The sequence below is a fragment of the Paraburkholderia sp. BL25I1N1 genome (assembly GCF_003002025.1).
GTDB lineage: Bacteria > Pseudomonadota > Gammaproteobacteria > Burkholderiales > Burkholderiaceae > Paraburkholderia.
The window spans coordinates 91177-111999 of sequence record NZ_PVZB01000009.1 but is presented as its reverse complement, the minus strand read 5'-3'; the positions used below and the strand labels follow the sequence as shown (position 1 = coordinate 111999).

Annotated in this window: 17 protein-coding genes; 9 read left to right on the top strand and 8 right to left on the bottom strand. The window is 63.0% G+C overall.

The genetic code is table 11. From position 1 onward, the window contains the following. Positions 1-47 precede the first annotated feature (47 nt). The 7 genes from B0G73_RS15205 to B0G73_RS15180 all read right to left on the bottom strand — a co-directional run bounded on the left by B0G73_RS15205 (position 48) and on the right by B0G73_RS15180 (position 6701). Positions 48-857, bottom strand: a complete 810-nt coding sequence (locus tag B0G73_RS15205) for a c-type cytochrome (protein ID WP_106282068.1) — start codon at positions 855-857, stop codon at positions 48-50. Beyond that, positions 854-2479, bottom strand: coding sequence for a b(o/a)3-type cytochrome-c oxidase subunit 1 (locus B0G73_RS15200; protein ID WP_106282066.1), 1626 nt, complete (start codon positions 2477-2479; stop codon positions 854-856). Before B0G73_RS15200 ends, B0G73_RS15205 begins: the two co-directional genes overlap by 4 nt. Continuing rightward, positions 2466-3038, bottom strand: a complete 573-nt coding sequence (locus tag B0G73_RS15195; RefSeq protein ID WP_106282064.1) for a cytochrome C oxidase subunit II — start codon at positions 3036-3038, stop codon at positions 2466-2468. Before B0G73_RS15195 ends, B0G73_RS15200 begins: the two co-directional genes overlap by 14 nt. A 2-nt stretch (positions 3039-3040) precedes the next feature. Beyond that, entirely contained in the window at positions 3041-3214 is a 174-nt protein-coding gene (locus tag B0G73_RS40490; protein WP_166679065.1) for a hypothetical protein, read from the bottom strand. A gap of 24 nt (positions 3215-3238) precedes the next feature. Continuing rightward, positions 3239-4615, bottom strand: coding sequence for a cytochrome c (locus tag B0G73_RS15190; protein WP_106282062.1), 1377 nt, complete (start codon positions 4613-4615; stop codon positions 3239-3241). Beyond that, positions 4612-5325 carry a c-type cytochrome gene (locus B0G73_RS15185; protein ID WP_106282060.1) on the bottom strand — a complete coding sequence of 238 codons (714 nt, stop codon included), beginning with the start codon at positions 5323-5325 and terminating at the stop codon, positions 4612-4614. Before B0G73_RS15185 ends, B0G73_RS15190 begins: the two co-directional genes overlap by 4 nt. Before the next feature lie 488 nt (positions 5326-5813). Next, the gene (locus tag B0G73_RS15180; RefSeq protein ID WP_106282058.1) at positions 5814-6701 is read right to left on the bottom strand and encodes a LysR family transcriptional regulator; all 888 of its coding nucleotides are present in this window, start codon (positions 6699-6701) and stop codon (positions 5814-5816) included. Positions 6702-6796: 95 nt separating this feature from the next. On the opposite strand from B0G73_RS15180, the gene B0G73_RS15175 reads away from it, so the two are divergent. The 8 genes from B0G73_RS15175 (at position 6797) to B0G73_RS15140 (ending at position 18254) form a co-directional block, all read left to right on the top strand. After that, complete coding sequence (locus B0G73_RS15175; RefSeq protein WP_106282056.1) at positions 6797-8113, top strand: MFS transporter; 1317 nt, start codon at positions 6797-6799, stop codon at positions 8111-8113. A gap of 333 nt (positions 8114-8446) precedes the next feature. Then, positions 8447-9139: a response regulator transcription factor gene (locus B0G73_RS15170; protein WP_106282054.1), complete on the top strand. Its 693-nt coding sequence runs from the start codon at positions 8447-8449 to the stop codon at positions 9137-9139. 152 nt (positions 9140-9291) lie between these two features. Beyond that, entirely contained in the window at positions 9292-9981 is a 690-nt protein-coding gene (locus tag B0G73_RS15165; protein ID WP_106282052.1) for a response regulator transcription factor, read from the top strand. Between the two features lie 118 nt (positions 9982-10099). Next, complete coding sequence (locus B0G73_RS15160) at positions 10100-10744, top strand: response regulator transcription factor (protein WP_106282050.1); 645 nt, start codon at positions 10100-10102, stop codon at positions 10742-10744. A 256-nt stretch (positions 10745-11000) separates the two neighbouring features. Next, complete coding sequence (gene aqpZ / locus B0G73_RS15155) at positions 11001-11747, top strand: aquaporin Z (RefSeq protein WP_106282048.1); 747 nt, start codon at positions 11001-11003, stop codon at positions 11745-11747. A 53-nt stretch (positions 11748-11800) separates the two neighbouring features. Beyond that, a complete protein-coding gene (locus B0G73_RS15150; RefSeq protein ID WP_258193324.1) occupies positions 11801-16243 on the top strand; it encodes an ATP-binding protein in 4443 nt (1480 codons plus the stop codon). Positions 16244-16745: 502 nt separating this feature from the next. Then, a complete protein-coding gene (locus B0G73_RS15145; protein ID WP_106282045.1) occupies positions 16746-17180 on the top strand; it encodes a CHRD domain-containing protein in 435 nt (144 codons plus the stop codon). 117 nt (positions 17181-17297) lie between these two features. After that, a complete protein-coding gene (locus tag B0G73_RS15140) occupies positions 17298-18254 on the top strand; it encodes an alpha/beta hydrolase (RefSeq protein ID WP_106282043.1) in 957 nt (318 codons plus the stop codon). Here the strand turns inward: B0G73_RS15140 and B0G73_RS15135 are convergent. Next, positions 18224-19066, bottom strand: coding sequence for an EcsC family protein (locus tag B0G73_RS15135; protein WP_106282041.1), 843 nt, complete (start codon positions 19064-19066; stop codon positions 18224-18226). The two genes, B0G73_RS15140 and B0G73_RS15135, sit on opposite strands and share 31 nt — an antisense overlap. A gap of 139 nt (positions 19067-19205) precedes the next feature. Between B0G73_RS15135 and B0G73_RS15130 the strand changes: the two genes are divergently transcribed. Beyond that, positions 19206-20801, top strand: coding sequence for an MDR family MFS transporter (locus tag B0G73_RS15130; RefSeq protein ID WP_106282040.1), 1596 nt, complete (start codon positions 19206-19208; stop codon positions 20799-20801). Positions 20802-20823 lie beyond the last annotated feature (22 nt).

Genomic DNA, 20823 nt, shown 5'->3' with positions numbered 1-20823 from the left:
GCGCGCGGAGTCTTCGCGACAAACCACGTCGCGCGGACAAGCGACCGTTACTGCATGGCCGCATAATATTTCGCCACGCTGTCGATCTCCGCAGGCGTCATTTGGCGCGCCACGTTGCGCATCTGTTCATTGATATCGTTGCGCCGCGCGCCGGAAGCAAAGGCGCGCATCTGCGCGGCGAGATAAATCGACGACTGCCCACCGAGCCACGGCGCCGCGCCCTTGCGATCGAGTGGTCCATGACACGCGGCGCACGGCGCGATATTGCGCTGCGGATCGCCCTGCATGGCGAGTTTCACCGCGTTCGCATCCGGTCCCACGCCAGTGGGCAGGGTTTCCGCCGCGGGCGCTCTCGGCAGCGACGCGTAGTAAGCCGCCAGATCGTGCAGATCCTGATCGCTGCGCGCGGCGATGATCGGTTGCATGATCGCGTTCTGGCGCACGCCGTTCTGGTAGTCGCGCAATTCCTTGTAGACCACATCCGCATATTGGCCGGCCAACGCCGGCGCGGTCACCTGCACCGTGCCGAGTACGCCATGGCACATCGAGCAATTCTGTGTCGCGATCGTCGCGCCACGGCCGCTCGAATTCGCGTCGGCCCGCGCGCGCCGCAACGGCGGTAGGACCACGACGTTGCTAGGCGCCGGACCGGTGAGATTGCTGCCGCCATACCAGCTCGACGGCGCACCCGCGGCGCTGCAGATCGTCGCCCACAAGCCGCGATCGCCGAACGACTGGCTTGCCGAAGGCAGCCAGATGAAGCCGATCAGTATTCCCACGATAGCAATCGCAATCGTGCCGCCCACACTCACGGTGAACCATGGGTTGCGCAAGCTGAAGACGCGTTCCTGATTCATCGCTGCGCTCCGACGACGACTGCCGGCACGGAGGTCTGCGGCAATCTGAGCAACTGCACGATCGGCACGCTGTAGTTGACGACTGTGAGTCCGATCATCAACGCCACCCACAAGCCGAAGCTATTGAGCGCAGCCGGCACGCGGTCCACCGGTTGCGCCGCGCTCGCAAAGCGGAAGACCTGCTGCTGAACCAGCGGGCCGAATTGCGACTTCACGAGGATGTAGATGAACAGCACGCCGGACGCCACGAGGATCAATCCGCCCACCGCCGACATGCCGACCCAGAACGCCTGGGACTGCAAGCCGAGAGCGTTGTAATCGTAGTAGGCCATGCGGCGCGGCGCGCCGAGCAGGCCGACGTAATGCCACGGCAGCGTCACCACCATCATGCCGATGAACCACAGCCACAGTTGCGTGCGCACCAGCTTCACGGACACGATCGCGCGGCCGGTCAGTTGCGGCCACAGTTCATAGGCAATCGCGAAGTACATGATGACGATCGCGCCGCCGAAAATCAGATGAAAGTGCCCGGTCACCCACTGCGTGTTGTGCACGGTCGAATTCAACTGATAGCTCATGTTGATCAACCCGCCCGCGCCGCCGAGACCGAGCATCACGAATGAAAACGCGATCACGAGCATCATGGGGTTCTGCCAGGGCAAGGCGGTCAGCCAGCCGAATGCGCCCTTGCCGCCGCGCAATCTGCCGGCGATTTCGACCGACGCGCAAATCGTGAACACCGTCAGCAGTGTCGGCACCGACACCATGCCGGTGAACACGGCATGCAGGAATTTGAAGCCGGAGCCGACCTGCGGATCGGCGAACAGATGGTGGATGCCGATCGGCATGGCGAAGACGAGGAACAGGATGAACGACACGCGCGCCATCGAATCGCTGTAGAGCCGTCCGCCGATCGCGCGCGGCACCAGCGTGTAGTAGGCGATATAAGCGGGAATCAGCCAGAAGTAGACGATCGCGTGCAGCGTCCACGAGAACAGGATGCGCGAGAGGCCGGCGTCGATCGTGTTGGTCAGGCCGAAAGCGACCGGCAGGATCTGCAACAGGATCTCCAGCGCCGCGCCGACGGCGGTCCATGCCCACAGATACGCGCCCGCCACGTTGGCGAACATGGCGAGCGGCACCGGCTTGCCGGGATTGGCGCGCTTCCAGATGCGCAGATTCACATGCATCAGCGCGACCCAGATCCACGAGCCGACCACTACCAGCACCACGCCGAGATAATAGAACGGGCTGCCGATCATCGGCGGATAGAAGGTGTAGAGCACCGAAGCCCGGCCGAACGCCACCGGCACCATCGCCATGACCGCGCCGACGGCCAGCATGATGAACGCGGCCCACGCCCATTTGAGGCCGACGAGGCGTTGCGCGAGCGCGAGTTCGACGATCGCGTAGCCGAAGCCCATCGACACGAGGGTGGGCATCACGTAGGCCATCACCGAACCGTGCGCGGTCACCGAGCGATAGTAAAGCTCGGGGTCGCCGACCCACGGCATGAGCGGGCTGCGCACCAGCATCTGCCAGGCGCCGAGCAGCAGCGCGATCAGAAACGCAATGAAGGCGAGCCAGAAATGCGCGAGAACGAGTCGCTTAGCGTGAAACACAGCTCAGCCTCCGTGATTGTCGGGCCTGCTCGAAGAAGGTGGCTTTGTCGATGACTTTCACATGTGCCCACATGGTCTGATGGCCGAAGCCGCAGAACTCGTGGCACGGCATGGTGTGATCGGCGGGCGCGTCGAAACGCGTGTTGAGCGTGGCGACATAGCCGGGCACGACCATCGTGTTGATGTTGGTGTCGGTGACGAGCAGGCCGTGCACGACGTCGGCGCTGGTGGTGCGGATCGTGATCGGCGTGTCGGCGGGCACCAGCAGGCATTGCGGCGTGAACGAGTACTGCTGCGCGATAAAGCGCACGACCACCGAGCCGTCCGGCTCGACCGCGCTGCCGAGATTGTCTTCGACGAATTCGCCGGACAGTTGCAGGCGCGATGGATCGATCGTTTCGACGCGCGAGGGCGGCATCATCGCCCAATGCAGCCCGGAGAACACGATGACCGCTAGCATCAGCACGATCAGCGCGACGGCGAAAATCGCCCAGCGTCGTTCGGCGCGTAAGGCTACCGCGTGGCCGCCGCCCGGTTGATGATTGGAATCGGTCGACATGATCAGTGAACGACGCCGCGCGGCAGAAACACGACGAAGTAGAAGCCGAACCAGATCGCCATGACGATCAGCGTGGCCACACCGGCCACGGCGATCGCGCCATGCGGGCCGGCCGCGACGACGCGTTCCACTTCGTTATCGGTCGGCGGCGCGCTGCGGGTATCGTTCGCTTCCATCTAAAGGTTCTCCAGTGCAGCGCTTCAATGCAGCGGCGCGTTGCGCAGCTCGTTGACCTGGCGGGACGTCACGGGCTGGCCGTGATTGCCCCACGCAGTGCGGATATAGGTGACCACGGCGGCGGCGTCGGTGTCGTTCAGTTCCTGCCCGAAAGGCGGCATGCCGTACGGTTCCGGATTACGCATGGTGCCTGGCGGAAATCCGCCGTTCAGCACAATGCGGATCGGATTGACCGCGGAGTCCATTTCGATCGACTGGTTGCCGGCGAGCGGCGGGTAATGCTGCAACTTGCCTTCGCCTTTCGCGCCGTGGCAGAGCGCGCACTTGTCGGCATAGATATTTTCGCCGAGCGCGAACACGTTGGTATTGGTAGGCGCCGACGGCCCCGACTTGCGGCCGCTCTTGTCCGGCAAGGTCTTCAGATAAACGGCCATCGCCTTGACGTCTTCTTCCGTCATGTATTGAAGGCTGTGGTACGTGACTTCGGCCATTGGCCCGTACACGGCGCCGCGATCGGAAATGCCCGCTTGCAGCAGATCGACGATGTCCTTGATGCTCCAGTCGCCGAGTCCGCCGTCCTTGTCCGAAGTCAGCGACGGCGCGTACCAGTTCTGCACCGGAATCAGTCCACCCGCGAACTGCTCGCTTTGCGACGATCCGCCGAGCATGTTGATCTTGGTGTGGCACATCGTGCAGTGCCCGAGCCCTTCGACCAGATACGCGCCGCGGTTCCATTCGACCGATCTGGTCGGATCGGGCTGGAACTCGCCCTCGCGGAAATACAGCGTACGCCAGCCATAGAGCAGCTTGCGCTGGTTGAACGGGAAGCGCAGCGTGTGCTTGCGGTTCGGCTCGCGGACCGGGGTGACCGTCTTCAGAAACGCGAAGATCGCGTCGGAGTCTTCACGCGTCACCTTGGTGTATTGCGCGATCGGCATGGCCGGGTAGATCAGCGTGCCGTCCGGCGTGCGACCGGTGCGCATCATCTTGAAGAAGGCGTCCTGACTCCACGTGCCGATGCCGAACTGGGCGTCCGGTGTGATGTTCGGCGAGTACAGCGTGCCGAACGGCGTTTCCATCGCGAGGCCGCCGGCGAACAGTTTGCCGCGCGGCGCCGTGTGACAGGCGACGCAGTCGCCGGCGCGCGCGAGATACTCGCCGCGTTTGACGATGTCGGGGCGCGTGTCGGCGCCCGGCGCGGATGCCGTGGCGGTCTCGGCGGCGCGGGCTTCGGCGATTAGCAGGGGCGTAGGCGACGCACGCAGAAGCGCGGCGCTACCGGCCACGATCAGGCCGCCGACCAGCAGACCGGACACGAGCGATGCGGGTGCGCCACGGCGCTTCATCACGGCAATCAAAGCGGCGCGCAAAGTGCCCGGAGAGCGGAAGGTCGGCTTCATTGCGGTTGGCTCCCGCAGGCGAGAGGCAGCCGTTCCGCAGACGCCGGTGCGGGCCGCGGATCGGCCGGACGCGGCTGACGCGCAAGCCAGCTCGATACCGCGGTGATGTCTTTGTCGGTCAGCTTGACCGCGATCGAATGCATGCAGTCCGGCGCCAACGCGTGCCGCGTGCCCGAGCGCCAGGTGCCCATCTGTCCGGCGATATAACTCGCGTGCAGACCGAGCAGGCCGGGAATGCCAGGTTGCGTGCCGGTCATGCGCGCGCCATGGCATGCAATGCATGCCGGTATCTTGCGGGCCGGATCGCCCTGCGTGACGAGGCGCCGTCCGGCGGCGAGCACGGCAGGCGCAACGTTGCTTTGATCGGCATTGGGGTAGGGCGGTTGCAGATCGGCGAAATATTGGCTGATCTTGCGAAGGTAGTCGTCGGGCAGGAAGGCGAGCAGATAGCCCATTGGCGGATAGGTGCGGCCGCCGTCGCGGAACGCGGTCAACTGATTGAACAGATAGTCGGCCGGTTTGCCGGCAATGCGCGGAAAGTAATCGTTGTTCAGGCCTTGGCCCTGCACGCCATGACACGAGGTGCAGGCGCGCACACGTTCGTCCATGGCCGATGGCATGGCGCCGGACGCGTCGGCGGCGAATGCCACGCCGCTCCACATGACGTAAAGCGCAAACAGAACCGACGATCCGATAGTTCGACGATGCACGCCAGGCCTCGATTGGGGAACGTTCTTTGTTCTCGATTATCTCTCGCGCATTCGCACGTGGATTCGCATGCGAAGCCGACAGATGATCTATGTCCACTCTGCCGATATTTTTCTTGTATAGCGACTGCAAGAACAGCAAATCGAAACGGACTTGTTCTGGACGGCGAGTGATGATTCGCTACGGCGATGCGATTGCTTTATATAAACAACGATCCGCCTGAATGCGCCGGTGGGTGGCGGCTTTCGGGCTGCGGGAATAACGCTTGAAACGTTCAGCAGCGTGTACGAGGTTGCAGGAATTCAGTCGAAGCGTCAATAGCAAACACAAGCTCGTTCGACGGGATACCTGATCATGATAGGCGTCGATTAGAGGGCTTTCAACATTTCCCGCGCGGGTCGCCTCGTCCGCCGACGTTATCGCGTGAATGTGATTGTTTGATGATGAGCCACGAGCGTCTGCGAGACGGCGTGAGCCCATCATCCATGAGTCAGCTGAAAAGTGCCTTCAAGGCCGCGCGAGCATTGCTGACGAGTTCGCTTTCGCCGATTCGCCCAGGCAACAGATGAAACTCGACGGCGGGCAATACGGGCAAGCCCACGCTCGCCGGACAGGCCACGACGCCGCCGCCAATCGACGATTCGTTCAGGCAGGAAATGCCGAGCCCGGCCTTCAGCGCGAGTTGCAAACCGGCCACGCCCGATGCGGAGTGCGATACCACGTACGGCACCTTGTGCTCGTCCAGCAACTTCACGACGAAGCGCTGCAACTGGCAGCTCGACGGCAGCAATACGAGTGAATAGGGCGTGGACGGCCGCGGACCCGAATCGGCCGCCCTGACCCACAGCAGTTTCTCGCGCCGCACAACCGTGCTTTGCGCGCCGGCGCGCCGGCCGGCGGCGCGCGTGTTGTCCGCCATGAGCCGCAGTGAGAGTCCGATGTCGAACGACGCATCGTCGCCCGCATTGCTGTCGATCACCGCGCTCGGCTGCACGGTGACGTGCAGCTTCAGGCGTGGGTGCTGTTCCGAGAACGTTTTGAGAATGCGCGCGATGTCGTGCGGACGGTAGTAGTCCGTGATGGCGATACGCAATTCGCCGTCGAGCGAGCGGCCTTGCAGGTCTTCGAACGCGGCTTCGCTCATGGCGATGATGCGCCGCGCGTGCTCGAGCAGCCGGCTGCCGGCCGGCGTGGCGCTCACGCCCTGCTTGCTGCGCACGAACAGCGGCTGGCCGGCGCGCTCCTCGAGTTTCTTCAACTGCTCGCTCACGGACGACTGCGACAGGAATACCCGCTCCGCGCCCGCCGAAACGCTGCCCGATTCGGCGACGGCGACGAAGGTCCGCAACTGCGTCAGGTCAAATCCACGTTGGCTCATGATTCGGCATATCCGATGGAAGTCATCTGAATTTCCGGCTTTTCCGATGGAAAGCGCAGCCGTAGGATACCCCCAGATTCTTTGCGGAGGGTGTCATGGGAAGCGAAACAATTGCGGGCTTAGGGTTATCCGGCGGGCTGACGGCAAGTCATCGGTGGAAAGTGCTGGGTGTCGGCTTCGCCGCGAACGCGAGCTTTTCGGCCGCGTTCTCGGGGATTCCGACGACAGCGGTTTTCTTGCGCTCGGGGTATCACCTCGGCAATGAGGGGCTGGGCCTCGTGCTCGGCATGCTCGGCCTCGGCATCGCGGTCAGCGAATTGCCGTGGGGGCTCTTGACCGACCGCTGGGGCGACCGGCGCGTCCTGTTGCTCGGACTGCTTTCTACCGCGGCGGCGTTGGCCGGCCTGGCGCTGTTCGTCGTGCCGGCCGGTGCGCACGTGCCGGGCGTGATGACGCTCGCGCTCGGCCTGTTGCTGGTCGGACTGCTCGGCGGCAGCGTCAACGGTTCGAGCGGCCGCGCGGTGATGGCGTGGTTTCGCGAGGGCGAGCGCGGCCTGGCCATGAGTATTCGCCAGACCGCGGTGCCAGCGGGCGGCGGCCTCGGCGCATTGCTGTTGCCGATGCTCGCGTCGCGCTTCGGTTTCGCGAGCGCCTATGGCGTGCTGGCGCTCGCCTGCGCGATCACGGCGGGGTTCGCGTGGCGCTGGTTGCATGAACCTTCACATACCGGAGCGGATGGTGCCCGTGAAGTCCGCGACACGGCCGCGACGAGCGGTGTGCCCGCCAGGGTCTCGCCGTTGCGAGACATCGGCATCTGGCGCGTGGCGCTCGGTGCCGGCGCGTTGTGCGTGCCGCAACTCGCCGTGGTGACGTTCGGCACCGTGTTCCTCCACGATTTCAGCCGCGCCGGCGTGCTGGCGATCAGCGTGACGATGGCCGCGGTGCAAACGGGGGCCGCGATCGCGCGGGTCTGGAGCGGCGGCTGGACCGACCGGCGCGGCAACCGGCGCGGCTACATGCGCGCCTGTAGTCTGCTGACGGCGGTGCTGTTCGCTTCGCTCGCGCTGCTGACGGGTCTCGCCCGCATGCATCACATGGCGATGACGGTCGTGTTCGCAGTGATGGTCGTGCTCGGCGGCGTGAGCGCGTCGGCATGGCACGGCGTGGCGTTCACGGAACTTGCCACGCTGGCTGGGACGAGCCGTGCGGGCACCGCGCTCGCGATCGGCAACACCTGTGTGTTTCTTGCGCTGTTCCTGACGCCGCTGGCGATTCCGCCGCTGTTGTCGATAGGTTCGTGGCCGATGGTATGGGCCGTGACCAGTGTATGCGCGCTGATCGCGTTGCCCGTGTTCCCGCGCGCGGCACGAGAAACCAAAGTGAGGACGGCGCGCGCTTGCGACGCAACCTGACGAGCCGCGGCGCCGGTTGTTGGCCGTGCGAAGGGCGGGCGCGGCGGGTTCCTCAAGCGGTTTGGGTCAGACGGTGCATCGGAATTCCGCGGCGAATGATCGAGTCGCCAAGTTCCCCCGAAAATGCGCGGCTCAAAAGACGAAATATTCATTTTGCGTATTTAGATTTTCTTCTTCTGATAGATCCGCGATGGGCTATTAGTTTCTGTGCACGATTCGGAGCGCTCCGATTTTCGTTATGTTTCGGCGGTGATTTTATGGCTGCCTTGGCGCGCTGTGCATTGCCAAGCCGGCCGTTAAGGCAGACGTAGAGTCGTTCGGATTTTTCTGCGTATGCGCATTCACTCCTACAACAAACGAGAGAAAATCCTGGTGAATATTCGAATTATCCTGGCGGACGATCATCCATTCGTTCTCCTTGGCGTCCGTGCCGCGTTGGAAATGGAGGCCGGCGTCACCGTCGTCGATCAGGCGACGAATCCTGTTTCGCTGATCGAACGCCTGCGGAGCACGCCCTGCGATGTGCTCGTCACCGATCTCTCGATGCCGGATCTTTCGTTCGCCGTGAACGACGGCTTCAATCTCGTGCGACGAATCCGCGGCGGCTGGCCGCAATTGCGCATCGTGGTGATGACAACTCTGACAAACCCCGCGATTCTTCGCGCCATAGTATCGGACGGCGCCGTGAGCATGGTCGGCAAGGCTGAGTCGATGGACGAGCTCCGGCACGCGATCATGTTGGCTCGCGATGGTCACGCGTACCTCGGCCGTTCCATCATCGAAGCGCTAGCCTGTCCACACGATCCCGAATACGAACCGCCGCCAACGCCGCGTTTAACGGGCAAACAGGTCGAAGTCGTCAGGCTGCTGGTATGCGGCCAGTCGATCTCTGAGATTGCGACCGCGCTCGGCTGTGATCGGCGCACGGTCACGCGGCAAAAGCGCGAGGCCATGGCAAAACTGGGAGTCACCAATGATCCCGGTCTTTTCTCTTACGTGCGCGCCTATGGAATTCTTAATTTTTAATCGCATATCTAAGTAATTTATTTTTCGAATTAACCGAGGTTGTTTCGGAGCGATCTTATGGTTATTCTCGAAGAAGTATTTAATGATCGCGAGAAGAGCCGTCTTGTTCGTAGAGAGGCAGCAGTCAACTTAGGACGGAGGAGAAATAGAAGATGCGCGACACCGCTGAGGTAAGCACACCCGTTCGCGCGATCATCGCGGACGATCATCCATTGGTGCTGCTGGCGATCGAAAACCTGATGAACGGCTACCCGAATATGGAGATCGTCGGCCGTGCAGCCGACGCCACCGAACTCTTCGCGGAAATCGATCGCTGTTCATGCGACCTGGTGCTCATGGATCTCTACATGCCGGGCGGCTCGGATGGCGACGGACTGGAAGTCGTCAGGCAGTTCAAGACACGGTACCCGGACATCGCGCTCGTCGTACTTACCATGGAAACCGAGGCGACCGAACTTCAAAAGGTGATTTCACTCGGCGTCGAGGGACTAATGAGCAAGCGCGATCGGATCGACCTGATTCACGTGGCCGTCATCACCGCGCTGGCGCGCGAGCGTTATGTCGGGCCCGCGGTGCGTGCATTGATCGCCGACGCAACGGTGACCCAACGGCTAGATTATGTGCGCAAGATTCTCTCGCGCCGCGAACTCGAAGTGTTCACTCAATATGCATCAGGGTACGGCGTGACGGAGATCGCCGCGCGTTTGGAGCGCAGCGTCAAAACGATCAGCGCACAGAAGTGCACTGCCATGCGCAAGCTGGCTCTGCGCAGCGACGCGGAATTGTTTCGTTTTGCCGTCGAGTATGGTGTGATCCCTGAGGAACCCATGCCGAAGCGGTGATGAGCCGCTGACAAGTCAGTGACGTGCCGCGCCGTCGCGCGGCGAATAGAAGATGCATTGGCATCGCCTGGGGAAGCACACCGTGTGCAGGGCATGTCAGTCGATAAGACAACAGAAAATGAGACAGAAGATCCGCGTCATAATCGCAGACGATCACGACTGCGTTCGCGTCGGCGTCAAGCGCGTGTTGCAAGCCGCGCCGAACATCGAATGTGTCGGCGAAGCGGCCGACACGCACGAACTGGCGGAATTACTAGACGCCTGCTCGTGCGACGTCGTCGTTTCCGATATCAGCATGCCGGGCATCCATGGCGGCAGCAACGCGGTGTCGTTTCTGCGCCGCTTGCTGCGGGGCCAGTCGCATCCATGCGTCGTGGTCCTCACCATGATCTGCCATGCACATATGCTGTCCGGTCTTTTGCATATCGGCGTGAGTGGAATCGTCGATAAACGCGAGACCGTCACAGCATTGATCGACGCGATCGAGGCCGCTTTTGCGGGGCACATCTATCTGTCGGAACACGCGCGGGTCGCGATCGACGCGGCCGATGCGCCGCCGCAACTGCGCGCCGGCATGCTGAGCGCACGCGAGTGGGAAGTATTCCAGCTTTATGTGCAAGGTCTTGCCGTCCATGAAATCGCGGTGCGGCTGCAGCGCAGCGGCAAGACCATCAGTACGCAAAAACGTAGTGCCATGCGCAAGCTCGGGCTGGAAACGGAAGCCGACCTGATCGACTACGCGCGGCAGATCGGATTGACCTGATCTGATATCTGATGGGCATATTGCGTTGCGCCGTCGGCAAATGATTTTGGAGAACCAGGAATTTAGGACTGTTCTGATTGGTTGCGGGAGGTTGCCGTCTCATAGTTCTGAATTCACTACGGCTTTATTCCGTGCTCTCCTGATGAAAGCTGTCGTTTCGTCAAGCTGAGCGATGCCCGGGCCGTGAGAATACAGGCAGATTTGTGGCGGCGATCATGCAATGCCGTCTGCCTGGCGGACAGAACCAGGAGGCGGCATGGGTGCGTTAGGTAAGCGGTTGTTGGTCGAGGGTGTCGGAACGGCGTGGCTGGTGTTCGTCGGCTGCGGCAGCATCGTATTGAACGTCGGTGTGATCCAGCAGGCGTGCGGGGTGCTGGAAGTGGCACTGGCATTCGGCCTCGCCCTCGCTATGGCCACCTATTGCTTCGGCGCGGTGTCTGGCGGTCATTTCAATCCCGCTGTCACCGTAGGTTTCACGGTCGCGCAACGTTTTCCGGTCAGGGATCTGCTTCCCTACATCGCGTCGCAAATTCTCGGTGCGATCGTTGCCGCCGCGCTACTGCTTTACGTGGCGGGCGGGCGTCCCGGGTTCGATCTGGGCGTGAGCGAGTTCGCGGCAAACGGCTTCGGCGACCATTCTCCCGCCGACTATCAGATGCATTCGGCGCTGGCCATCGAGTTCGTGCTGGCCTTCGGTTTTGTCACGGCGAGCCTGTTGGTCGCCCACAGGCGAGACATGGCGCCGATCGCGCCGCTGGTCGTCGGCGTCTGCCTGGTGCTGGTCTATCTGGTGTCGATTCCGGTTACCAACGGCTCGGTCAATCCCGCGCGCTCCACGTCCCAGGCGTTGTTCGTCGGCGACTGGGCGCTGGACCAGCTTTGGCTGTTCTGGGCTGCGCCTCTGTCGGGCGGTGTCATGGCCGGGGCGCTGTTCTCGTTTCTGCACGGCAAGGCTGACGACGCTGCCGCTACGCTCGCCGACGGGCGCGGCGAAGTCGCCTGAGTGTCGCCGGTGCCGTCATCGTGTCCGCCGTCAATTTCGTATCGGGCGTTGCAATGAGGCGTTTGCTTGAACGCCTCTCGCTGTGTCTGTTCGCCTGGCTCTTTGTCGTGGCCGCGCAAACAACAGCCGTTGCCCAATCGTTCGACAATCGCTCGAATGCTCAGGTTGTCGCCAACTTTCCCGCGAAACTAACCGTCGGCGTTCTCGCTAACAGTTGGCTGCCGTTCGACGCGATGCAAGACGGTCAACTCACCGGCATGAGCGTCGACTATCTGCGCGCCGTTGTCGGGCCGAACGTGGTCATCGAAGCCAAGGTGTTTCCGGACCTGACGCAATTGCTCGCGGCCGCCTGCGCCGGACATGTCGATTTGATGATGAGTCTTGCCCGCACACCTGAGCGCGAGCGGTGCCTGAGTTTTACCGCGCCTTATTTCCGTTCTTCCTCGTCGGTCGTGGTGCGCCGGGACAGCAACAGTTATGCGAATCCCGCCCAGTTAGCGGGAGCGCGCATCGCAATAGAAAAAGGCTTTGCGCTCGAGCGTGTGACACGCGAGCGCTTCCCACGCGCCCAGATCGTCACGTTTTCCGTGACGCGCGAGGCACTCGCCGCCGTGATTCAGGGCGACGCGGACGTTTATCTCGGCTTCACTACCGCCGTGCAATATGCATTGTCCACCGACGAGTTTCGGGGCTTGCGAGTGGCGTTCGAGGAGAACGCCAAAACCGCCAATTTGCGCTTCGCGGTGCCCCGGAATCAGACTGCATTGCGGGACAAACTTGACCACGCGCTCGCGTCGATTAACCCGGCCGACGATGCGGCTATCCGCGCGCGCTGGCTATCCGGCAACTTCGACGCGAAGCCTTTGCCCACCGTGCCGCGTCTCGCGCTAACGCCGCAGGAGCAGGCGTGGCTTAGTTCGCTGCCGCCATTGCAGGTCGGTTTCGATAACAATTGGGCGCCCTTCAGTTACGTCGACGGTTCTGGCCGGCCCGCAGGCATTGCCGCCGACTATCTGACGTATCTGAGTCGTACGCTCGGCGTCGTGTTCAATCGCGCCGACACGGCTGACTGGCCCGCTGCGATCGAATCATTTCAGCGCGGCGAACTTGCGATCCTCGCCACTGCTTCGAGTCACGATCCCCGCCTTTCGAAGGCGCGGCACACCAGTGCGTACGAGCACTACCCGCTGGTGCTCATCGGGCGAGAGGACGAACCGGCGGCTCGCTCGCTGAACGATTTTGCGTCACGCCGCATCGTCGTTTCGTCGCATGTCGGCGGGTCGGTTACGCTCCCATTCCAGCGAATTCCGCAGGACCACGTGGTAGTTGCGCCCGGTCTCGACGACGCCCTCAAGATGGTTGAGTCCGGCGAGGCGGACGTTCTGGTGGGCAACGTGGCCGCCGCCGATATCCTGCTCAAGCAACGGTACAGCGGTGTCCTCAAGATTCTCGGCACGGTTGGCGATTCCGACGCGCTTGACTTTGCCGTGCGCCCGGACCTGAGCCCACTCGCCGGGCTGATCGACCGTGCGCTGCTGGCGATGCCGCCCGCGCAAAAGCAACGCATCCGGCAGAAGTGGGTCACCGGCAATGCACCGGGGTCCGGCACGTGGAGCGTGACCGCGGTACGTCTGCTGCCGGTGCTGATCGGCGTCTGCGTCGTGCTGCTGATCACCCTGCGTGCCTATCTGTTGCTGCAGCGGGAAGTCAGGTTGCGCAAGACAACGGAGCGGGAACTGGAACTGCAACTGAACTTCCAGGAAACCTTGATGAAGACGGTGCCCTATCCGCTCGTCGCCAAGGATCTCGATGGCCGCTATATCGCAGTCAACGAAGCCTATGAGCAAGCCTGCGGATTGGGCCGCGAGGCGATCGTCGGACGGACCACCCTGGAGGTGCAAACGTGGGGCGAGGCCAACAGCCGCATCCTGGACGAGATGACCCGCGAGATGCTGAACGGTGGCGAGACTGCGCAGGTGGAGTTGCAGTTCGAGCGCGACGCGGGCAACGTGCGGCATGGGCTTTTCTGGACCCGTATCTGTCGCCGCAGTGACGGTCAACCGGCTTGCGTGCTCGGCACGATGGTCGATATCACCGATATCCGGCGCGCCGAAATGCGTGCGCGCGAGACCGAGCGGCGCCTCTTCGACGTGACGCGATCACTGCCCGCCGTGGTATTTCAACTGCGCCGCACCGCGGATGGCACGTATTCGTTTCCGTATATCGGCGGCGACACGCGTCATCTGCTGGGCGTGCGAGACGGCTCGCAGAGCAGCAGCGATCACGTCGATTTCCAGCGTGTGTGCGAGGAGGATAGGGCGTTCGTGCTGGCTGAACTCGAGCGCTCGGCGCACTGCGAAACGCCCGTGAACATGGAGTTTCGTTTCGCCGGCGACGAGGACGTCAAATGGGCGCGAGCCGAATTGGTGCCGCGCCGCGAATCGGACGGAAGCGTAGTGTGGAGCGGTTACTGGGTGGATGCCAGCATGGAGCACGCGCGCTCCGACGAGCTTGCGCGAGCGCGCGATCTTGCCGAAGCGGCGTCGCGCGCCAAAGACGACTTCTTTGCCATGATGAGCCATGAAATCCGCACGCCGATGAATGGGGTGCTCGGTCTCGTGGAAGTGCTGGAGCGCACGCCGCTCAATGCAGACCAGGGCGAAATGCTCGGCATGATCCACGAGTCGGCGGGCGCGCTGCTACAGATCCTCGACGACCTGCTCGATTATTCGAAAATCGAAGCGGGGCGGCTGACCATCGAGGCCGAAGCCATCGATATACGTGAACTGGTGGACAACGCTGTCGGCCTGTTGGCTGGCCGCGCCCATGAAAAGGGCCTGAAAGTGCGCGTGGATATCGGATCGGACGTCGCCGCCACACTGCGCGGCGACAGCGTCCGGTTGCGACAGATCCTCTTCAACCTGCTAGGCAATGCGATCAAATTTACGCCGCAGGGCGAGGTCGACGTGTGCGTGTCGGTCGTCGCGCAAGACGACGGCATTCAGACGCTCGAAATGATCGTAGAGGACACCGGAATCGGCATTGCGCCCGAGGTGCAGGCCAAATTGTTCGAGCCGTTCGTGCAGGCGGAATCGTCCACCACACGCCGTTTCGGCGGCACGGGCCTCGGCTTGACGATCTGTCGCAAGCTGATCGACCTCATGAACGGCTCGCTCAAGTTGCGCAGCGAACCGGGTAGCGGCACGCGCATGACCGTGCGGCTCGCCATGCCTATCGAGACGCAGCGCTATTCGGTCAACGGCTTGCGCGGCAAACGCGGAATCGTGGCAACCGGCGAGGCGCGCGTCGCGCAGGCCCTGATGCACTTTGGCGAGGCGCTTGGACTCGAGTTGCGCCGCGTCTCGCCTGATGCGCCGGAACTGCGCGATCGCGCCGCACTCGCCGAAATCGATCTACTGTTCGTGAGCGAAAATGTGGCCTTGCCGGCGGACATCAGGCCGCGCACGCGCGTCATCAGTCTGACCGAGAAGCCCAAGCCGACGGGCTACCGCATTCTCGACGACAACGTGCGCGTCAGCGTCAATCCCATTTCGTGGCGCGGCCTCGGCGCCGCGTGTGCCGCTGCGATGACGGGCCTGCCGTCGGTGGCGCCGCGGTCGGCAGGCATGCCGCGTACGCCGGAAAGCGGCGCTTCGCCCCCAGATCGTGAGCGGGCCATTGCCAGTGGCCGGCTGATCCTCGTCGCAGAAGATCATCCGGTCAATCAGGAGTTGATCCGTCATCAGCTCGCGTTGCTCGGTTTTGCCTGCGACGTGGTGAACGACGGCGCCGAGGCGCTGGCCGCCCTGGAGCATACGAGTTACGGCTGTCTGATCACGGATTGCCACATGCCGAACGTGTCCGGTTACGAACTCACTCGCCGTATTCGTGAAAGTGAGCAGGACGGCGCGTATCGCCTGCCGATTCTGGGTATCACGGCGAACACCGCGCCCGAAGACCTGAATCTGTGCCGCGACGCCGGCATGGACGATAGCCTCGTGAAGCCGACCCGGCTCGCCACGCTGCGTGATTATCTGAGCCGCTGGTTCGGCACCGACAGCGCGTGGCAAGCCGCGCCTTCGGAGGCCGTCAGCACGCCGGCGGTTGCCGTGCCGGATGTGCGTGGCGGCGCGGGACCGTTCGTGCCGGTCGACCTCGGGCACATGACCCAACTGTGGGGCAGCGAGTCGACGGTCAAGGCTTTACTCGACTCGTTCGTGTCGTCCGTGCGCGAGGACGTGCAGTCGTTGTCGCCGTTGCTCGAGCGCGTGGAGTCCGAGCATATCGAGCTGGAAAGGGTGCGCGAATGGCTTCATCGCGTGGCGGGGGCGGCGAGCGTCCTGCAATATCCACCGCTGCTCACGGCACTCGAAGACTATCGCCGCGAAATCACCATCAAACCGCCGGAACGTGTGCGCGACGACGGGATGCTGTTAATCGACAAGTGCAATGCCATGCTGGACGGGATCGAACAGCAGGCCGCCTTGCTCGTATAAGTACGCTCCACGCATGTGTGCGCGTCGAAGCGAGCGCGCCTCTGCGGACGAGACCGTGGCAAATTGGCCAACCAGACAACCAGACCAACAGACGAAAAAAAACGCGGCCGAAGCCGCGTTAAAGATTTGGAGACTTCCCTCGATGAAGGAGTCACTTCTCGCAAGCAGAAGCATAACCGGGATTTTGCGGTTCATTCATTACAAAATTCGCAATTAACTGTTTGAGTAAATCGATTAAAACGTCGCCGGGACGCGCCTTGAGCGATATCGCAGGCACGTCGGTGCGCCTGAAACGCTCAGGGAATCACTACGGACACCTACAAACTCGCCACGCGCTCCAGCGCGCCTGAAAGCAGGTGCACTGAGCGAAAGTGACCGAAAAAACCACGCAACGGCCGCGCGCGCTCCACCACAAACAGATTCAGCGGATTTGCACTAGTATGTGGTGGCTTCGCGCGCGGCCGAGTGTCGGTGCGGCGGGGCTTCAAGTCCGGAGAAGACCATGACTGCGCTTCGAAAAGTGAATCTTGCAGTGGTGTTGTGGGCGTTGGCGTCGGGTGTCGCCTTCGCGGATACGGTGGCACTGAAGGCGGATCTGGAGCCTTCGAGCGAGGTGCCGCCTCGCGTGAGCCACGGGCACGGTATGTTGGACGCCACCTTCGACACGTCGACGAAATCCCTGCAATGGACGGTCAGCTATGAAGGCTTGAGCGGCCCGGCAACCGCCGCGCATTTCCACGGACCCGCGCCGGTAGGCCAGAACGCCAAGGTTCAGGTGCCGATCGACAAGGGCGCGCTCGCCAGCCCGATCAAGGGCTCGGCGGCGCTGACCGAACAGCAGGTGACGGATCTGATGGCGGGCCAGTGGTACTTCAACGTCCATACCGCGCAGAACCCGATGGGTGAAATTCGCGGGCAGGTTTTGCCGGCGAACTAGGCGAGCGGAAAGCCTGATCCGGCGGCTCCGGCGTTTTTAAGATTGGAAGCCGCCATCCACCGACGCAGCCACGAACGCACGTAACATGACAGGACACAATCGAAGGAGCGTGTCCCGATGAGTTGGCAAAGCGCACTCGCGTGCTGGTATCTGCGCAGGCAGTTTCGACCGGAAACCCTCAAGCCACGCATCAATGTCGAACGAGCGCGCGCGCTGAGCGCCAAGCGCGTATGGTCGCCGCGGGTGCCGGGCGGCTGGCGTCTGCGGGAGCTGTACGGCGCGGACGATACGCCGTTGCGCGGCGAGTGGATCGAGCGCGCCGAGCGTGCGCTAGCCACGAACGCCGGGCCGACCGTCCTGTATTGCCACGGCGGCGGCTATTACTTCTGTTTGCCGCGTACCCATCGCTCGATCGTGTTCGGTCTGGCGGCGCGCGCCGACGCACCGGTTTTTTCCCTCGACTACCGTCTTGCGCCCGAGCACCGCTTCCCGGCGGCGCTTGATGACGCGACCGCAGCCTACCGTCAGTTGATCGCCGACGGTATCGCGCCCGAGTCAATCGTCATCGCGGGCGATTCAGCGGGCGGCGGTCTTGCCCTTGCCACGCTGGTGGCGCTGCGCGATGCGGGCGATCCCATGCCGGCGGGCGGTCTGCTGTTCTCGCCGTGGACCGATCTGGCCGCGACCGGCGCCAGCATCCGCACCAACGACAATCTCGATCCCATGTTCAGCGGCTCCGCGATCGCCCGGGCGGGGAAGCTCTATCTCGGCGACACGCCGCCCACGCATCCCTACGCGTCTCCCGTCTACGCGGACCTGCACGGCTTGCCGCCGCTCTTCATCATGGCAGGCAGCACTGAAGTCTTGCTCGACGACTCGCAACGCGTGGCCGACAACGCGCGCGCGGCGGGCGTCGACTGCGAACTCGAAGTGTGGAACAAGATGCCGCACGTCTGGCCGATCTTCGCGCCGTTCATCCCCGAGGGAAATCGCGCGCTCGACCGCGCCGCCGCCTTCGTGCGGCGCGTGACGAACCGTGCGGCTCAGCCGTCGAGCGCGATGTCGATCGTCTGATAGGCGGCCTCGACCGTCGCCTGGCCGTATTGCCGTTCCAGCCGACGCACGGTGAAGTGACCGTGCGCGACCTGCTGGAAGTGGTCGATGAACACCGTATTCACCATCGCGCCGAGCACCGCGCCGATCGCCGGAATCGACTTTGCGGCGATCTGTTCGCTGACCTGCACGGAGAAACGCGCGGCGATCGTGTTGAGCAGGCGCAACAAGGCCGCGGAACCGTGCGCGGTGAAGCCCTTGGTGGCGATCTCGGATGACGCTTTCGACACCGCCTGCGCGAGCGCGCCGCGCATGATGAAGTAGCCGAAGTCGGCGTCGTCGTCGGCTTTTGACGTGCCGCCCATGCCCAGCACCGTCAGACATTGCAACTGCGTGTCGATCGCCGTCAGATCCTCGCCCTCGCTGCGCGCGATGTCGCAGATCGAGCGGAACATCAGCGTGGTCGTGACGGGCAGTTCGACGGGCAGCGCGAACAGCCCGAATGCGCCGCCGGCCGCGCCAGTGGTCGCCACGGCAAACTTGTGCAGCAAGTTGCTCGGCTTGTCGGGCACCGCCAACGCAGTCGCGCCGTCCCGTCTCCCCAGCGTGCGCAGCGCGATCGACAGGCACTTGCGTAGCGCCAGTTCCGTCGCGTCGGTGACTTTTTCGTTGGCGAATGCGGGCATGCGCGCGAGCAGTTTTTCCAGCGGCGCGCCGACGATGCTCGCCAGCTTCATCGCCAGAGCGGGGCTCTCCAGTTCGTGTTTTGCGTGGCGCAGCGCCTTCAGGTCGTCGTCCGATAACGATTGTGTTGCGAGCGAACTCGGCTCCATGTGGCTCCCTGGCGTCATGTGATTTTCCTTTCTTCAGTCGATTGTCGGCGCGGCAAAGCCAGCGGCCTGTCCCGCTTAGAGCGTCGCAGCGTGGTATGATTCCCAATCGTTTGACGTGTCAACTGTTGCGCTATCAAAAATGGCTGTTCATACCGCGGCCCACCACTCGAGTGGGCAAGTTTTACCGTTCCGTGAGTCGCTTCTGGCGATGCTCGGCATCTCCTTCGTCACGATGCTGGTCGCACTCGACCAGACCGTGGTCGGCACAGCGCTTCCCACCATCGTCGCCGAACTCAAGGGTTTCGAGCTGTACGCATGGGTTGCCACGTCGTATCTGCTGACCTCGGTGATTACCGTGCCGATTTTCGGCCGGCTCGGCGATTACTACGGGCGCAAGCCGTTCGTGATTGCGTCGATCGTCGTGTTCACGGGCGCCTCCGTGCTGTGCGGCGCGGCCAACAACATGCTGTTCCTCGTGCTCGCGCGCGGCCTGCAAGGCATCGGCGGCGGCATGCTGGTCGGCACCGCGTTCGCCTGTATCCCTGATCTGTTTCCCGACTCGGTCGTGCGCCTGCGCTGGCAGGTGCTGATGAGTTCGGCGTTCGGCATCGCGAATGCGGTGGGGCCGTCGCTCGGCGGGTTCCTCACGCAGTATTACGGCTGGCGCTCGGTTTTCTACGTGAATCTGCCGGTCGGTCTCCTCTCGCTGTTTTTTGTCTGGCGCTTCCTGCCGCATCTGCGTCATGTCGAACACGAAGGCAAGATGCGGCTCGACTGGCCCGGCGCCGTGCTGATCGCCGTGGCACTCGGTTCGCTGCAACTGTTCGTCGAGTTGTTACCGAAGCATGGCGTGACCTTGAGCGCGGCCGCGTTGCTCGCGCTGAGCGTCGCGTCGGCTTACGCGTTGTGGCAGTGGGAAAAGCGCTGCCCGACGGCGATCCTGCCGGTCGACATGTTCCGCAACCGTAGTCTCGCCGCGCTCTTCACGCTTGCCGTGTTGGGCGGCTTTTCGATGTTCTCGCTGCTGTTCTACGCGCCATTGCTGTTCCAGGGCGGCTTCGGCATGTCGCCGAAAGAGGCGGGTCTCGTCATCACACCGCTGGTCGTGTTCATCACGATCGGCAGTATTGCCAACGGGCGCATCGTCTCACGGGTGCGCAACCCGAATCTGATGCTGTATATCGGCTTTGCGCTGCTCGCGCTGGCATGCCTCGGCGTGGTCGTTGCGACACGCGCCATGCCGCAGTGGCTTCTGATGTCGTTCATGATCGTCGGCGGATTGGGACTCGGTTTCGTCATGCCGAACCTGACCATTTTCGCGCAGCAAACGGCGGGTCGCGAACACCTCGGTATCGCGACGGCGCTGCTGCAGTCGCTGCGGATGATTGGCGGCATGATCGGCACGGCGCTGACTGGCACACTGGTCAGCCATATGTACGCGAGCGGTGTGCGCAATACGTTGGAGAACGATCACGCGTCGCAATGGTTCGCGGATCTCGGCGATCCGCAAATCCTCATCAATCGGGACGCGCAAACTACTTTGCTCGACCAGTTGGCGCACGCGGGCCATAACGGCGCGATGCTACTCGAGAGCGCGCGCGAAGCGCTCGTGTCGGCGATTCATCTGGGGCTCGCCATGGCGGCCATTATCGCGGTGGTGTCGGTCTGGCAAAGCCGCCGCGTGCCGCCGATTAAACTCCAGCGCAAGCTCGAGCCCGTGATTCACGCGGACTGATTTTTTAGACTTACCGTTTTAC

Excerpts from the sequence above, each read along its gene's own strand:
- B0G73_RS15205 (WP_106282068.1), bottom strand. The coding sequence starts at position 857 with ATGAATCAGGAACGCGTCTTCAGCTTGCGCAACCCATGGTTCACCGTG.
- B0G73_RS15195 (WP_106282064.1), bottom strand. The coding sequence starts at position 3,038 with ATGTCGACCGATTCCAATCATCAACCGGGCGGCGGCCACGCGGTAGCC.
- B0G73_RS40490 (WP_166679065.1), bottom strand. The coding sequence starts at position 3,214 with ATGGAAGCGAACGATACCCGCAGCGCGCCGCCGACCGATAACGAAGTG.
- B0G73_RS15190 (WP_106282062.1), bottom strand. The coding sequence starts at position 4,615 with ATGAAGCCGACCTTCCGCTCTCCGGGCACTTTGCGCGCCGCTTTGATT.
- B0G73_RS15180 (WP_106282058.1), bottom strand. The coding sequence starts at position 6,701 with ATGAGCCAACGTGGATTTGACCTGACGCAGTTGCGGACCTTCGTCGCC.
- B0G73_RS15175 (WP_106282056.1), top strand. The coding sequence starts at position 6,797 with ATGGGAAGCGAAACAATTGCGGGCTTAGGGTTATCCGGCGGGCTGACG.
- B0G73_RS15170 (WP_106282054.1), top strand. The coding sequence starts at position 8,447 with ATGCGCATTCACTCCTACAACAAACGAGAGAAAATCCTGGTGAATATT.
- B0G73_RS15165 (WP_106282052.1), top strand. The coding sequence starts at position 9,292 with ATGCGCGACACCGCTGAGGTAAGCACACCCGTTCGCGCGATCATCGCG.
- B0G73_RS15160 (WP_106282050.1), top strand. The coding sequence starts at position 10,100 with ATGAGACAGAAGATCCGCGTCATAATCGCAGACGATCACGACTGCGTT.
- aqpZ (WP_106282048.1), top strand. The coding sequence starts at position 11,001 with ATGGGTGCGTTAGGTAAGCGGTTGTTGGTCGAGGGTGTCGGAACGGCG.
- B0G73_RS15150 (WP_258193324.1), top strand. The coding sequence starts at position 11,801 with ATGAGGCGTTTGCTTGAACGCCTCTCGCTGTGTCTGTTCGCCTGGCTC.
- B0G73_RS15145 (WP_106282045.1), top strand. The coding sequence starts at position 16,746 with ATGACTGCGCTTCGAAAAGTGAATCTTGCAGTGGTGTTGTGGGCGTTG.
- B0G73_RS15140 (WP_106282043.1), top strand. The coding sequence starts at position 17,298 with ATGAGTTGGCAAAGCGCACTCGCGTGCTGGTATCTGCGCAGGCAGTTT.
- B0G73_RS15135 (WP_106282041.1), bottom strand. The coding sequence starts at position 19,066 with ATGGAGCCGAGTTCGCTCGCAACACAATCGTTATCGGACGACGACCTG.
- B0G73_RS15130 (WP_106282040.1), top strand. The coding sequence starts at position 19,206 with ATGGCTGTTCATACCGCGGCCCACCACTCGAGTGGGCAAGTTTTACCG.